The following is a 15,497-nucleotide window of genomic DNA, read 5'->3' on the forward strand; positions in this document are numbered from 1 at the left end:
CGCCTCAGCCCCTAGGAGAGAGACAGTGAACGACTTCCCCGGCAGCGGCCTGTACGACCGCACGCGCGCCGAGTACACGGGTCCCGCGGCGGAGTCCCGCTACGTCATCCCGCGCTTCGTCGAGCGCACCTCGCAGGGCGTCCGCGAGTACGACCCGTACGCGAAGCTCTTCGAGGAGCGCGTGATCTTCCTCGGCGTCCAGATCGACGACGCCTCCGCCAACGACGTCATGGCGCAGCTGCTGTGCCTGGAGTCGATGGACCCCGACCGGGACATCTCGGTCTACATCAACAGCCCCGGCGGCTCCTTCACGGCGCTGACGGCCATCTACGACACGATGCAGTTCGTGAAGCCGGACATCCAGACGGTCTGCATGGGCCAGGCGGCCTCCGCCGCCGCGATCCTGCTGGCCGCCGGTACGCCGGGCAAGCGCATGGCGCTGCCGAACGCGCGTGTCCTGATCCACCAGCCGTACAGCGAGACCGGCCGCGGCCAGGTCTCGGACCTGGAGATCGCGGCGAACGAAATCCTCCGGATGCGTGCGCAGCTGGAGGAGATGCTGGCCAAGCACTCCACCACGCCGATCGAGAAGATCCGCGAGGACATCGAGCGCGACAAGATCCTCACGGCTGAGGAAGCGCTCTCGTACGGCCTGATCGACCAGATCATCTCCACCCGGAAGATGAACAACGCGTCCGTCCGCTGACCCGGGCAGGTATCGTCGGGCGCTCCTTGGCGCGGTGCACGACAAAGTGAACCGTGCCAAGGGGGGCCCGAACGAGGCCCCCGGCAAGGTACCGTCGGATGAAGGCAGCACCAGGAGCCGCTGTACCCAGGCGTCTCCCAGGCGAAGGGGAAGCACACCGTGGCACGCATCGGTGACGGCGGCGATCTGCTCAAGTGCTCGTTCTGCGGCAAGAGCCAGAAGCAGGTCAAGAAGCTCATCGCAGGGCCCGGTGTGTACATCTGCGACGAGTGCATCGACCTCTGCAACGAGATCATCGAGGAAGAGCTCGCGGAGACCAGCGAGGTGCGCTGGGAGGAACTCCCGAAGCCCCGCGAGATCTACGAGTTCCTCGAGGGGTACGTGGTCGGCCAGGAGGCGGCCAAGAAGGCCCTCTCCGTCGCGGTGTACAACCACTACAAGCGGGTCCAGGCCGGTGAGAACGGCGGGGCCAACGGCCGTGACGACGCGATCGAGTTGGCGAAGTCCAACATCCTGCTCCTCGGCCCCACGGGCTCCGGCAAGACCCTGCTCGCCCAGACCCTGGCCCGCATGCTGAACGTGCCGTTCGCCATCGCGGACGCCACGGCGCTCACCGAGGCGGGCTATGTCGGCGAGGACGTCGAGAACATCCTGCTGAAGCTGATCCAGGCCGCGGACTACGACGTCAAGAAGGCCGAGACCGGGATCATCTACATCGATGAGATCGACAAGGTCGCCAGGAAGAGTGAAAACCCCTCCATCACCCGGGACGTGTCCGGCGAGGGCGTGCAGCAGGCCCTGCTGAAGATCCTGGAGGGCACCACCGCCTCGGTCCCGCCGCAGGGCGGCCGCAAGCACCCGCACCAGGAGTTCATCCAGATCGACACGACGAACGTCCTGTTCATCGTGGGCGGTGCCTTCGCCGGCCTGGAGAAGATCATCGAGTCCCGGGCGGGTGCCAAGGGCATCGGCTTCGGCGCCACGATCCGCTCCAAGCGGGAGCTGGAGGCGAAGGACCAGTTCGAGGACGTCATGCCCGAGGACCTGGTCAAGTTCGGCATGATCCCGGAGTTCATCGGCCGACTGCCCGTCATCACCTCCGTCCACAACCTGGACCGCGAGGCCCTGCTCCAGATCCTGGTCGAGCCGCGCAACGCGCTGATGAAGCAGTACCAGCGCCTCTTCGAACTCGACGGTGTCGAGCTGGACTTCGAGCGCGAGGCCCTGGAGGCCATCGCCGACCAGGCCATCCTCCGCCAGACCGGCGCGCGCGGCCTGCGCGCCATCATGGAGGAGGTCCTGATGTCGGTGATGTACGAGGTCCCGTCCCGCAAGGACGTGGCCCGCGTCGTCATCACCGCGGACGTCGTCCACTCCAACGTCAACCCGACCCTCATCCCCCGCGACGCCCGCGGCCGGGGCTCGGGCGAACAGAAGACGGCGTAGCCGCACAGCGCATGCGAAGGGGCCCCGGTCGACCGACCGGGGCCCCTTCGTCGTAGCAGCGCGTACGGCTGTCAGGCCTTGACGCGGACGTCGTTGCGCAGCTTGGCGGCCTGCTCGGCGGCGTCCTCCATGGAGGTGCTCTTGCCGGCGGTCAGGGCGGCGATGTCAAAGGAGATGACGTAGGCCACGGTGCTGTGGTCACCCCAGATGCACAGCGGCATCGTCACGGTCTGACCGGACTCGGAGGACTCGCTCTCCTGGCACTTCAGCACCCCGTTCTCGAAGCCCGCGGGGGTGAACGCCGTGGGGCTGCCGAGCAGCTTGGCGTCCTCGTCGCCCTCGGACTCCTCCTTCATCTTGGCGAACATCGCGTCGACGACCTCCTCCGGGTCGTCGATGGTGCCGTAGACGCCGGAGAACATCAGGTTCTTCGCGGTGAGGCTCTCGCCGGACACGTAGCTCGCGCCAACGTCCTTGGGGTTCTTGACGCCCCATCCCTCCGCGTCCTTGAGCTCGTCCTCCGACAGCCCATCGATGTCGCCCTGGTCGCCCTTCTTGAACTCGCCGTCGAGGACCGTCGCCGGTGCCGTGAGCTTGTGCGGGCCGTCGTCCTCGACGCCGCCCGCGCCGCCGCCCCCGCCCACCACGAAGTACACGCCCACGCCGATCGCCGCCACGACGGCGACCGCGCCGAGGATCAGGCCCGTCTTCTTCTTGCCGCCCGGGGGCGGGGGCACCGGGGCGCCGTACGGGGCCTGGCCGTAGGGAGGCTGCTGGCCGTACGGGGGCTGCTGGGGCGGAACACCGGGAGCGCCCTGCTGCGGGTAGCCGTAACCCGGCTGCGGGGCCTGGGGCTGCTGGGGGTAGCCGTAGCCGGGCTGAGGGGCCTGCGGCTGCTGGCCGTACGGACCCGGCTGGCCGTACGGACCGGGCTGCTGGGGCTGCCCGCCGTACGGGCCCGGCTGGTTGTAGCTCATTTCTGGGTTCCCCTCCAGATGCTTATGTGTTCACGACATCCTGACCCAATCCCGGCCGGGGAACGGCACCGGGGGTCGCACCGTTACAGAAGAATCGTGTTCGGGACGAGGCCGCGACACCCCTAAACTGGGCCCGTGACCGAGAACGCTCAGCAGCAGCCACCAGCGCCCAGCACCGAACTGCCGACCCAGTACGCGCCGGCCGATGTAGAGGGGCCGCTGTACGAGCGCTGGGTAGAGCGCGGTTACTTCGAGGCGGACGCTAAGAGCGACAAGCCTCCGTACACCATCGTCATCCCGCCGCCGAACGTCACCGGCAGCCTGCACCTCGGGCACGCCTTCGAGCACACCCTCATCGACGCCCTGACCCGCCGCAAGCGCATGCAGGGCTTCGAGACGCTGTGGCAGCCGGGCATGGACCACGCCGGCATCGCCACCCAGAACGTCGTCGAGCGCGAACTGGCCAAGGAGGGCAAGTCCCGCCACGACCTGGGCCGCGAGGCGTTCGTCGAGCGCGTCTGGCAGTGGAAGGGCGAGTCCGGCGGCCAGATCAGCGGCCAGATGCGCCGCCTCGGCGACGGCGTCGCCTGGTCCCGCGAGCGCTTCACCATGGACGAGGGCCTGTCCCAGGCCGTCCAGACCATCTTCAAGCGCCTCTACGACGACGAGCTGATCTACCGCGCCGAGCGCATCATCAACTGGTGCCCCCGCTGTCTGACGGCGATCTCGGACATCGAGGTCGAGTACCAGGACGACGACGGCGAGCTCGTCTCCATGAAGTACGGCGACGGGGACGACACCATCGTCGTCGCCACCACCCGCGCCGAGACGATGCTCGGTGACACGGCCGTCGCCGTCCACCCCGAGGACGAGCGGTACAAGCACCTCGTCGGCAAGCTCATCAAGCTGCCGCTGACGGACCGTTCCATCCCGGTCGTCGCGGACGAGCACGTCGACCCCGAGTTCGGCACCGGCGCCGTCAAGGTGACCCCGGCGCACGACCCGAACGACTTCGAGATCGGCCAGCGGCACGACCTGCCGGCCATCGCGGTCATGGACGAGCACGCCGTCATCACCGCCCACGGCCCCTTCCAGGGCCTGGACCGTCTGGAGGCCCGCTCCGCCATCGTCGCCGCGCTGCGCGCCGAGGGCCGGATCGTCGCCGAGAAGCGGCCCTACGTCCACAGCGTCGGCCACTGCTCGCGCTGCAAGACCACCATCGAGCCCCGTCTGTCCATGCAGTGGTGGGTCAAGGTCGGCCCGCTCGCCAAGGCCGCCGGTGACGCGGTCCGCGACGGCCGCGTCAAGATCCACCCGCAGGAGATGGAGAAGCGGTACTTCGACTGGGTCGACAACCTCCACGACTGGTGCATCTCGCGGCAGTTGTGGTGGGGGCACCGGATCCCGGTCTGGTACGGCCCGAACGGCGAGGTCGTCTGCGTCGGTCCCGACGACGAGGCCCCGACCGGCGAGGGCTGGCACCAGGACACCGACGTCCTCGACACCTGGTTCTCCTCCGGCCTGTGGCCCTTCTCCACCCTCGGCTGGCCCGAACAGACCGAGTCGCTCGGCAAGTTCTACCCGAACTCCGTCCTGGTCACCGGCTACGACATCCTCTTCTTCTGGGTCGCCCGGATGATGATGTTCGGCCTGTACGCGATGGACGGCACGCCGCCGTTCCACACCATCGCCCTGCACGGCATGGTCCGCGACCAGTTCGGCAAGAAGATGTCGAAGTCCTTCGGCAACGCGGTCAACCCGCTGGACTGGATGGACAAGTACGGCTCCGACGCGCTCCGCTTCACCCTCGCGCGCGGCGCCAACCCCGGCGTCGACGTCCCGATCGGCGAGGACTGGGTCCAGGGCTCCCGCAACTTCGCCAACAAGATCTGGAACGCCACCCGTTTCGCGCTGATGAACGGCGCGACGGTCGAGGGTCCGCTGCCGGACGCGTCCGCGATGTCGTCCACGGACCGCTGGATCCTCTCCCGGCTCAACTCGGTGGTCTCCGAAGTCGACGCGCTCTACGACGACTTTCAGTTCGCGAAGCTCTCCGACGCGCTGTTCCACTTCGCCTGGGACGAGGTCTTCGACTGGTACGTCGAGCTGTCCAAGACCACCTTCCAGGCGGGCGGCGAGCCGGCCGAGGTCTCCAAGCGGGTCCTCGGCGAGGTCCTCGACGTCACCCTGCGGCTGCTGCACCCGGTGGTCCCGTTCGTCACCGAGACCCTGTGGACCACCCTCACCGGTGGTGAGTCGGTCGTCGTCGCCGAGTGGCCGAGCGACAGCGGCTTCCGCGACCGGGGCGCCGAGCAGGAGATCGAGAGCCTCCAGTCGGTGATCACCGAGGTCCGCCGCTTCCGCGCCGACCAGGGCCTCCAGCCCGGCCAGCGGGTCCCGGCCCGGCTCACCCTGGACGGCACGGCCCTCGCCTCCCACGAGGCCGCCATCCGCCAGCTGCTGCGCCTCCAGCCGGAGGGCGAGGGCTTCGCGGCCACGGCGACCCTTCCGGTCGCGGGCGCGGAGGTCGCGCTCGACCTCTCGGGCACGATCGACGTCGCCGCGGAGCGCAAGCGTCTGGCGAAGGACCTCGCCGCCGCGGAGAAGGAGAAGGCCCAGGCCACGGCCAAGCTCGGCAACGAGGCGTTCCTGGCGAAGGCCCCGGACAACGTCGTGGACAAGATCCGCGGCCGCCTGGCCAAGGCGGACGAGGACATCACCCGCATCCAGTCCCAACTGGACCGCCTGCCGACGGCGTAACCTACATCCCCCGAGCCCCGGAGCTGCGAAGTTCCGGGGCTTTGGGCTGCCGTGGGGGAGCCGCGCCGCCCGGCGCTCACGGGGTGCCTCCCCCAGAGGGGGTACCCCCAGCGCCCACCCGTGCCGCCCCAGCGGCACGACTGCCCGCGGCCAGGGCAGCCGGACCTGCACCCCCAGGGGCGCGGGGAACCGCGCGACCGGCCCCGACGGACCCGCACCCGCCCGGCAGGACCGGCGGGCCCCCTCCCTCAGGTGCTCGCCGCGCCAAAGGACCGGTGGCCCGCGGCACCCCCAGGGACGCGGGGAACTGCGCGACCGGCCCCGACGGACCCGCGCCCGCCCGGCAGGACCGGCGGGCCCCCTCCCTCAGGCGCTCGCCGCGCCAAAGGACCGGGGGCCATCGGCACCCCCAGGGGCGCGGGGAACTGCGCGACCGGCCTCGACGGACCCGCGCCCGCCCGGCAGGACCGGCGGGCCCCCTCCCTCAGGCGCTCGCCGCGCCAAAGGACCGGGGGCCATCGGCACCCCCCAGGGGCGCGGGGAACTGCGCGACCGCCCCCCACGGACCCGCACCCGCCCACCGGGACCAGCCGCCCCCTTCCACAGGCGCCGCCTTAGACTGACCCCGTGAGTGAAAGCGACCCCTTCGACGAGATCGTCGCGGAAGAGACCGACCGCGACCCCGATCTCGCGGTCATCGAGGCCGGCAGCCGCACCCTCCGTACCCAGGGCGGAGCCCCCAGCGCGGACGTACCCACCCGCCCGGAGGACCCCGAGGTCGACAAGGCGCTGCGCGAGGTCGAGGCGGAGCTCGCCACTCGCTGGGGCGAGACCAAGCTGGAGCCCTCGGTCAGCCGCATCGCCGCGCTGATGGACGTGCTCGGCGAGCCGCAGCGCTCGTACCCCTCGATCCACATCACCGGCACCAACGGCAAGACCTCCACCGCCCGCATGATCGAGGCCCTCCTCGGCGCCTTCGAACTGCGCACCGGCCGGTACACCAGCCCGCACGTCCAGTCCGTCACCGAGCGGATCAGCCTGGACGGCGCCCCCGTCTCCGCCGAGCGGTTCATCGAGACGTACCAGGACATCAAGCCGTACGTCGAGATGGTCGACACCCAGCAGGAGTACCGGCTGTCCTTCTTCGAGGTGCTGACCGGCATGGCGTACGCCGCCTTCGCCGACGCCCCCGTGGACGTGGCCGTCGTCGAGGTCGGCATGGGCGGCTCCTGGGACGCCACCAACGTCATCGACGGCGACGTCGCCGTCGTCACGCCCATCGACCTCGACCACACCGACCGGCTCGGCTCCACGCCGGCTGAGATCGCCGTGGAGAAGTCCGGGATCATCAAGCAGGACGCCACCGTCATCCTGGCCCAGCAGCCGGTGGACGCGGCGCAGGTGCTGCTGAAGAAGGCCGTGGAGGTCGACGCGACGGTCGCCCGCGAGGGCCTGGAGTTCGGCGTGGTGTCCCGGCAGGTCGCCGTCGGCGGACAGCTGGTCACCCTGCGCGGCCTGGGCGGCGAGTACCCGGAGGTCTACCTCCCGCTGCACGGCGCCCACCAGGCGCACAACGCGGCCGTGGCGCTGGCCGCGGTGGAGGCGTTCTTCGGGGTCGGCGCGGTGCGCGCCGAGCCGCTCGACGGCGACACCGTCCGCAAGGCCTTCGCCGCCGTCTCCTCGCCCGGCCGGATGGAGGTCGTCCGCAGGTCGCCGACGGTCGTGCTGGACGCCGCGCACAACCCCGCGGGCGCCCGGGTCGCCGCCGAGGCGGTCCAGGAGGCGTTCGACTTCAGCCGGCTGATCGGCGTGGTCGGGGCCAGCGGCGACAAGAACGTGCGCGGGCTGCTGGAGGCCTTCGAGCCGATCTTCGCCGAGATCGTCGTCACCCAGAACTCCAGCCACCGCGCGATGGACGCCGACGAACTGGCCGCCGTCGCGGTGGAGGTGTTCGGCGACGAGCGCGTGCAGGTCGAGCCGCGGCTGCCGGACGCGCTGGAGGCCGCGATCACGCTGGCCGAGGAGGAGGGCGAGTTCACCGGTGGCGGTGTGCTCGTGACGGGTTCCGTCATCACGGTCGGCGAGGCCCGGCTGCTGCTCGGGAAGGGCTGAGGTTTTCAAGCATGCGTACGCTCTGCGCGTCGACCCTGATCGGCGAGTTCTTCGTGATCGGCTTCGCCGGTCTGGTCGCCATGAAGGATCCCGACCTGTCCATGACGACGGTGTGGACGGTCAGCGGGATCGGGATGTTCCTGTCCCTGGTGCTGTGCGGCATGGTCACCCGGCCCGGCGGCGTCGCCCTCGGCTGGGCGCTCCAGGTGCTGCTGATCGCCTCCGGCTTCGTCGTGCCGACGATGTTCGTGCTCGGCCTGGCCTTCGCGACCCTGTGGTGGGCGTCCGTGCACTACGGCCGGAAGATCGACGAGGCGAAGGCCAGGTTCGCCGCGCAGGCCGAGGCCCCTACACCTGACGCTGCGTGACAGGCGCCCGGACACGCCGGGTAACCTCGTCTACCCGCACACCCTGAGGCACCAAGGAGCCCGTCGTGACCCAGCGCACCCTCGTCCTGCTCAAGCCCGACGCCGTCCGTCGTGGCCTGACCGGCGAGATCATCGGCCGCATCGAGCGCAAGGCGGGCTGGGCGATCACCGCGCTGGAACTGCGCACGCTGGACCAGGACACGCTGGAGCAGCACTACGGCGAGCACAAGGGCAAGCCCTTCTACGAGCCGCTGGTGGAGTTCATGGCCTCCGGTCCCGTCGTCGCGCTGATCGTCGAGGGCGAGCGGGTCATCGAGGGCGTGCGCGCGCTCGCCGGTCCGACCGACCCGATCGCCGCCGCGCCCGGTTCCATCCGCGGCGACTTCGGTGTGATCGTCCGTGAGAACCTCATCCACGCCTCCGACTCCGAGGAGTCCGCGGAGCGCGAGGTGAAGATTTTCTTCCCCGGCCGCGCCTGAGGAAGAGCCGCAGCTGAGAGAGCCCGGGGGCAAAGCCCCCGGACTTTCTGGCATATGCGGGGCGTATGGGGGAACGTGAGACCCCGAACGCTCGTCTCCAGGAGCGAACCGGCACATGATCTGCTGACAATGGCGAAGGACCCTCACGCCGTGTTCGCGAAGGCGCGTCTACGATGGAAGCCTTCACGTCACTGCACCCACCTCGCCGACCTGAAAAGCCCTCAAAAGCCAGCGGGAAGGCCAGACGAATCCTGATGGGGAACTCAATGTCGTTCATCGGCCGTGACATGGCTGTCGACCTCGGGACCGCCAACACGCTGGTGTACGTCAGGGGTCGCGGGATCGTACTCAACGAGCCGTCCGTCGTCGCGATCAACACGAACACCGGTGGCATCCTCGCGGTCGGCGCCGAGGCGAAGAAGATGATCGGGCGCACCCCCGGCAACATCGTTGCCGTCCGCCCGCTGAAGGACGGTGTGATCGCCGACTTCGAGATCACCGAGCGGATGCTCCGCTACTTCATCCTGAAGATCCACAAGCGGCGGTACCTCGCCCGTCCGCGGGTCGTCGTCTGTGTGCCCTCGGGCATCACGGGCGTCGAGCGCCGCGCCGTCATCGAGGCGTCGTCCCAGGCCGGCGCCCGCCAGGTGCACATCATCGAGGAGCCCATGGCCGCGGCCATCGGTTCCGGCCTGCCGGTCCACGAGGCCACGGGCAACATGGTGGTGGACATCGGCGGCGGCACCACGGAGGTCGCGGTCATCTCCCTCGGCGGCATCGTCACCGCCCAGTCCATCCGCGTCGCGGGCGACGAACTGGACAACGCGATCATCCAGCACATCAAGAAGGAGTACTCGCTCCTGCTGGGTGAGCGCACGGCCGAGCAGATCAAGATCACGATCGGTTCGGCGTACGACCTCGACTCCGACGAGCACACCGAGATCCGCGGCCGGGACCTCGTCTCCGGGCTGCCCAAGACCGTCGTCATCTCCGCCGCCGAGGTGCGCAAGGCCATCGAGGAACCCGTCAACGCCATCGTGGACGCGGTGAAGACGACCCTCGACAAGTGCCCCCCGGAGCTGTCCGGCGACATCATGGACCGCGGCATCGTCCTGACCGGCGGCGGCGCCCTGCTGCGCGGCCTCGACGAGCGGCTGCGCCGGGAGACCGGCATGCCGATCCACATCGCCGAGGACCCCCTCGACAGCGTGGCGCTCGGCTCCGGCAAGTGCGTCGAGGAGTTCGAGGCGCTCCAGCAGGTCCTGGACGCCCAGCCGCGCAGATGACGTAACTCTTCGATTCCGCCGTACGAGACGATCTCCTCTCGTACGGCGGATCGTTGATATAGAGGCATAAGCTCCCAAAAGCAGCCCCTCGGGTTTCCCTGGGGCTTCCCGAATTCCTATGAGGAAGGGCACGGCCGCCGCACGTGAGGGACACACGAGAGAGCCGGCTGCTCCTGGTGCTGCTGGTCGCCGTAGCGTTCGCGCTGATCACGGTCGACATCCGCGGTGGGGAGGACTCGCCGGTCGACGGTGCCCGCCAGGCCGCGGCCACGGTCTTCGGCCCGATCGAGAACGGCGTCTCGGCCGCGGTCGACCCCGTCGGCAACGCGGTCTCCGCGATCCGCGACTCCGGTGAACGGCACGACCGGATCGCCGCGCTGGAGAAGGAGAACGCCGCTCTCAAGGCCAGACTCGGCAGCGACGACCGCAACAGCAGCAGACTCAGGCAGCTCGACAAGATGCTGAAGGTCGCGGGCGCCGGCCAGTACGGCATCAAGGGCGCCGAGGTCATCGCGATAGGAGCGGCCCAGGGCTTCTCCTGGACCATCACCATCGACGCCGGCGCCAACGACGGCCTCCGGCGCGACATGACCGTCCTCAACGGCGACGGCCTCGTCGGACGGGTCACCACGGTCGGCCCCAACACCGCGACCGTGCTGCTCGCCAACGACCCCGACTTCACCGTCGGCACCCGTATGGAGGGCAACGACGAACTCGGCTTCGCCTCCGGCCAGGGCGACCGGCCACTGCGCGTCGAACTGCTCAACGGCAAGGCCCAGATCAAGCGCGGCGACCGGCTCGTCACCTTCGGCTCACAGGCCGACAGGCCCTTCGTGCCCGGCGTCCCGGTCGGCGTGGTCTCCCGCGTCGACCCCTCCGGCGGCGACCTCACCCGCACCCTCTACGTCACGCCGTACGTCAGCTTCACCAAGCTCGACATCGTCGGCGTCGTCGTGGAGGCGCCCCAGAAGGACCCGCGCGACACGGTGCTCCCCGACAAGCCCAAGCCGAAGCCCACGCCGACCGTGACGGTCACCGTCACCCCGTCCGGCCAGCCCCTCGACGGCCAGTACCCGCAAGAAGAGCAGTAGGAGCTGAAGTCCCATGCGCGTCAACCGGATCCTGCTCTCCTCCTCGCTCGTCGTCGTCGCCCTGATGCTCCAGGTCAGCGTGCTGGCCCGGCTCCATCTGCCCGGCGCCGTCCCCGACCTGCTCCTGCTGACGGTCCTCGGCCTGGCCATGGTCTACGGCCATGTCGGCGGCGCCCTGATCGGCTTCGGCGCCGGTCTGCTCGCCGACCTCGCCCCGCCCGCCGACCACGCGGCCGGCCGCTACGCCCTGGTGCTCTGCGTCATCGGCTACCTGGCCGGACTGATCAAGCCGGAGAACGGCCGGCTGAAGTCGGCCACCGGACCCATGCTCGTCGTGGTCGCCGCCGCCATCGGCTCCACCCTGCTCTACGCCGGGGTCGGCGCCCTCGTCGGCGACACCGCCGCCCGCCACGTGGGCCTGACGAGCCTGCTGTTCACGGCCGCGCTCTACGACCTGCTGCTCGCCCCCTTCGTGGTCCCCGGGATCATGGCACTGGCCCGGCGCGCCGAGAACGACCCCCTCGCCGAGGCGGGTGCCTCGGCCCCGAAGTCCGACATCTCCAGCGGCTGGCTCTCCGGCGGCACCGGACTGCGCATCGGCAGCCAGCGCGGCGGACTGGGCGGACTGAAGGTCAAGGCGGCGCGTTCCCGCACCACCCGGGCCGGACGGATCAAGGGGGTCAAGCGCCTGTGAGCGCCCCCGAGTTCACCCGAACGGGTTCGACAGGGCGGAACGCGGCCTCACAGGTCGGCCGTTCATCATTCGTACGCGCACACACGTCGGCGCACTGAGAGGGGGCGGCAGCCACAGTGACCAACATCCCCGAGACCGGGCGGACCCCACGGGTCCAGATCCGACTCGTCGTCATCCAGATCCTCGTGCTCTCCCTCCTCGGCACCCTCGGCGGACGCCTGTGGTACCTCCAGATCCGCGAGGGCGCCGAATATGCCAAGGAGGCCTCCGGCAACCACGTGCAGCAGGTCGTCGACCCGGCCGTGCGCGGCTCCATCCTCGACGCGCGCGGCGTGCCGCTCGCCGACAACGAGACCCGGCTGGTCGTCTCCGCCTCCCGCACCGAACTGCTGAAGATGAAGGACGACGGCGTCGCCGTCCTCACCAAGCTCGCCGGCGTCCTCGGCATGAAGCCCAAGGACGTGCAGGAGAAGGTCCGGCTCTGCGACGCCGAGACCCCCCAGCCCTGCTGGAACGGCTCGCCGTACCAGCCCATCCCCATCACCGACGAGGCCACCGCCAAGCAGGCCCTCCAGATCCGCGAACGCGCCGAGGACTTCCCCGGCATCACCGCGGAACCGCAGGCCGTCCGCCGCTACGCCGGCCCCGGCGGCTCCAACACCGCCCAGGTCCTCGGCTACCTCTCCCCGGTCACCGACGAGGAGCTCACCAAGGCCCAGGACACCGACTCGCCCTACCTGCGCTCCGACCAGGTCGGCCGCTCCGGCCTGGAGCGCCAGTACGACAAGGAGCTGCGCGGCAAGGCCGGCGTCACCCGCTACGAGGTCGACAACCTCGGCCGCGTCATCGGCGAGGCCGAGGCGGACGCCGCCCAGCCCGGCGCCAACCTCGTCACCAGCATCGACGCCCGCGTCCAGCGCGTCGCCGAGTACGAGCTGAACGAGGCCATGAAGGCCGCCCGCCTGGAATGGGACCGCAACACCCAGGAGCGGTACAAGGCGGACGCGGGCGCCGTCGTCGTGATGGAGGCCAAGACCGGCCGGGTCGTCGCCATGGCGTCCAACCCCGACTACGACCCCAACGCGTGGGTCGGCGGCATCTCCGCCAAGGACTACAAGAAGCTCACCGGCAAGTCCTCCAACTACCCCCTGCTCAACCGCGCCACCCAGGGCCAGGCAGCCCCCGGCTCGATCTTCAAGGTGGTCTCCACGGCCGCCGCGGTGGAGGCGGGCTACGACTTCGACGGCGGCTACAACTGCTCCAGCTCCTACTCCGTCGGCGGCCAGGTCTTCAAGAACTTCGAGTCCCAGAACCACGGTTCGATCGACCTCGGCCGGGCCCTGGAGGTCTCCTGCGACACCGTCTACTACTCCCTCGCCCACAACGAGTGGAAGAAGGACGGCGGCATCAACCCCAAGAAGGGCCAGCCGAAGGACTACTTCTACAAGGCCGCCCACCAGTTCGGCCTCGGCGCCGAGACCGGCATCGACCTGCCCAACGAGGTCACCGGCCGGGTCCCCGACCGCGAGTGGAAGCAGTCCTACTGGGAGGCCAACAAGGACGGCTGGTGCAAGACCGGCAAGAAGGGCGGCTCCTACGTCGAGCAGATCGCGTACGAGAACTGCCTCGAAGGCAACAAGATGCGCGCCGGTGACGAGATCAACTACTCCATCGGCCAGGGCGACACCCTGGTGACCCCCATCCAGATGGCCACCATCTACGCCGCCATCTCCAACGGCGGCACCCTGTACGACCCGACCGTCGGCAAGGCCGTCGTCAGCGCCGACGGCAAGCAGGTCACCGAGATCGAGCCGAAGGCCCACGGCAAGCTCCCGGTCAGCAAGAAGACCCTCGCCCAGATGGACGACGCCCTCGAAGGCGTCGCCACCCGCGGTACCGCCGCCTGGCGGTTCGGCGGCTGGCCGCAGGACGAGATCCCCATGCACGCCAAGACCGGTACCGCCGAGGTCTACGGCAAGCAGACGACCTCCTGGTTCGCCACGTACACCGAGGACTACGCGATCGTCATGACGATCTCCCAGGGTGGTACGGGCTCCGGGGCCTCCGGCCCGGCCGTGCGCAACATATACGACGCCCTCTACGGCGTCGCGGACGACGGCACCATCGACAAGAAGAACGCCCTGCTGCCCACCCCGCAGAAGACGCTGCCGAAGATCCAGGCCGACGGCTCGATCGTCTCCCCGAAGATCGCCAAGGACCCGGCGAAGGACCAGCGCGCCAGCCAGGAGGGCGCACCCGAGCCGGACGAGCAGCAGCAGGCCGCGACGGTGTCCACACCGACGACGGAGAACCGTGAGACACGCCGCCGCCGACGGCGTGCGAGGAGGCTGACGACGTGACTGGCGCCAACAGCTTCCACATCTCCGGGTACGGACCCGATCGGGGCGGCTGGACCCGCCTGTTCGCCCGGGACTCCCTCGCCCGCCGGCTCGACTGGCCGATACTGCTGGCGGCGCTCTCGCTGTCCCTGATCGGCTCGATCCTGGTCTTCTCCGCCACCCGCAACCGCACCGAGATCAACCAGGGCGACCAGTACTACTTCCTGCTCCGGCACCTGCTGAACACCGGCATCGGCCTCGCGCTGATGATCGGCACGGTCTGGCTCGGCCACCGCACCCTGCGCACCGCGGTCCCCGTCCTCTACGGCGCCTCGGTCTTCCTGATCCTGCTGGTGCTCACCCCGCTCGGCTCCACGGTCAACGGCGCCCACTCCTGGATCGTGCTCGGCGGCGGCTTCTCCCTCCAGCCCTCGGAGTTCGTGAAGGTCACGATCATCCTCGGCATGGCGATGCTGCTCGCCGCCCGGGTCGACGCGGGCGACAAGCCCTACCCCGACCACCGCACCGTGCTCCAGGCGCTGGGCCTGGCCGCGGTCCCCATGATGATCGTGCTGCTCATGCCCGACCTCGGCTCGGTCATGGTCATGGTGGTCATCGTGCTCGGCGTGCTACTGGCCTCCGGCGCCTCCAACCGCTGGGTGTTCGGGCTGCTGTCGGCGGGCGCGATCGGCGCCGTCGCCGTCTGGCAGCTGCACATCCTGGACGACTACCAGATCGCCCGCTTCGCCGCCTTCGCCAACCCCAGCCTCGACCCGGCCGGCGTCGGCTACAACACCAACCAGGCCCGCATCGCCATCGGCTCCGGCGGACTGACCGGCTCGGGACTGTTCAACGGCTCCCAGACCACCGGCCAGTTCGTGCCGGAGCAGCAGACCGACTTCGTCTTCACGGTGGCGGGGGAGGAGCTGGGCTTCGTCGGCGGCGGCCTGATCATCGTCCTGCTCGGCGTCCTCCTCTGGCGGGCCTGCCGGATCGCCCGGGAGACGACCGAGCTGTACGGCACCATCGTCGCGGCCGGAATCGTCGCCTGGTTCGCCTTCCAGGCCTTCGAGAACATCGGGATGACCCTCGGCATCATGCCGGTCACCGGTCTGCCCCTGCCGTTCGTCTCCTACGGCGGATCCTCGATGTTCTCGGTCTGGGTGGCGGTGGGCCTGCTCCAGTCGATCCGAGTGCAACGACCCATGTCCGCCTGAGCCGTGTCCGGCCGCCGGACAC

12 protein-coding genes are annotated in these 15,497 nt (G+C 69.7%); 11 read left to right on the forward strand and 1 reads right to left on the reverse strand.

Annotated elements, in window-relative coordinates; all coding sequences use genetic code 11:
• The first annotated feature begins 25 nt into the window (after positions 1-25).
• Positions 26-706, forward strand: a complete 681-nt coding sequence (locus AB0E07_RS14785) for an ATP-dependent Clp protease proteolytic subunit (RefSeq protein WP_362250532.1) — start codon at positions 26-28, stop codon at positions 704-706.
• 159 nt (positions 707-865) lie between these two features.
• Positions 866-2,152 carry an ATP-dependent Clp protease ATP-binding subunit ClpX gene (clpX, locus tag AB0E07_RS14790; protein WP_351924148.1) on the forward strand — a complete coding sequence of 429 codons (1,287 nt, stop codon included), beginning with the start codon at positions 866-868 and terminating at the stop codon, positions 2,150-2,152.
• A 71-nt stretch (positions 2,153-2,223) separates the two neighbouring features.
• Here clpX and AB0E07_RS14795 read toward each other — a convergent pair whose 3' ends face one another.
• Positions 2,224-3,129, reverse strand: coding sequence for a hypothetical protein (locus AB0E07_RS14795; RefSeq protein WP_362250536.1), 906 nt, complete (start codon positions 3,127-3,129; stop codon positions 2,224-2,226).
• Between the two features lie 135 nt (positions 3,130-3,264).
• Between AB0E07_RS14795 and AB0E07_RS14800 the strand changes: the two genes are divergently transcribed.
• From AB0E07_RS14800 to rodA, 9 genes are all read left to right on the forward strand, one after another.
• Positions 3,265-5,889: a valine--tRNA ligase gene (locus AB0E07_RS14800; protein ID WP_362250539.1), complete on the forward strand. Its 2,625-nt coding sequence runs from the start codon at positions 3,265-3,267 to the stop codon at positions 5,887-5,889.
• Between the two features lie 627 nt (positions 5,890-6,516).
• On the forward strand, positions 6,517-8,001 hold the full coding sequence (locus AB0E07_RS14805; protein WP_362250542.1) for a folylpolyglutamate synthase/dihydrofolate synthase family protein: 1,485 nt from the start codon (positions 6,517-6,519) through the stop codon (positions 7,999-8,001).
• Positions 8,002-8,012: 11 nt separating this feature from the next.
• A complete protein-coding gene (locus tag AB0E07_RS14810) occupies positions 8,013-8,369 on the forward strand; it encodes a DUF4233 domain-containing protein (protein WP_362250545.1) in 357 nt (118 codons plus the stop codon).
• 65 nt (positions 8,370-8,434) lie between these two features.
• Positions 8,435-8,848 carry a nucleoside-diphosphate kinase gene (ndk, locus tag AB0E07_RS14815; protein WP_362250548.1) on the forward strand — a complete coding sequence of 138 codons (414 nt, stop codon included), beginning with the start codon at positions 8,435-8,437 and terminating at the stop codon, positions 8,846-8,848.
• Between the two features lie 266 nt (positions 8,849-9,114).
• Positions 9,115-10,134, forward strand: coding sequence for a rod shape-determining protein (locus AB0E07_RS14820; RefSeq protein ID WP_004001297.1), 1,020 nt, complete (start codon positions 9,115-9,117; stop codon positions 10,132-10,134).
• A gap of 143 nt (positions 10,135-10,277) precedes the next feature.
• Entirely contained in the window at positions 10,278-11,225 is a 948-nt protein-coding gene (mreC, locus tag AB0E07_RS14825) for a rod shape-determining protein MreC (RefSeq protein WP_362250552.1), read from the forward strand.
• Between the two features lie 13 nt (positions 11,226-11,238).
• Positions 11,239-11,919, forward strand: a complete 681-nt coding sequence (mreD, locus tag AB0E07_RS14830; RefSeq protein WP_362250555.1) for a rod shape-determining protein MreD — start codon at positions 11,239-11,241, stop codon at positions 11,917-11,919.
• A gap of 116 nt (positions 11,920-12,035) precedes the next feature.
• Positions 12,036-14,279, forward strand: a complete 2,244-nt coding sequence (gene mrdA, locus AB0E07_RS14835; RefSeq protein WP_362250558.1) for a penicillin-binding protein 2 — start codon at positions 12,036-12,038, stop codon at positions 14,277-14,279.
• Positions 14,276-15,475 carry a rod shape-determining protein RodA gene (gene rodA / locus AB0E07_RS14840; RefSeq protein WP_362250561.1) on the forward strand — a complete coding sequence of 400 codons (1,200 nt, stop codon included), beginning with the start codon at positions 14,276-14,278 and terminating at the stop codon, positions 15,473-15,475. Before mrdA ends, rodA begins: the two co-directional genes overlap by 4 nt.
• Positions 15,476-15,497: the final 22 nt, after the last annotated feature.

This window comes from Streptomyces sp. NPDC048002, from assembly GCF_040653275.1.
Taxonomy (GTDB): domain Bacteria; phylum Actinomycetota; class Actinomycetes; order Streptomycetales; family Streptomycetaceae; genus Streptomyces.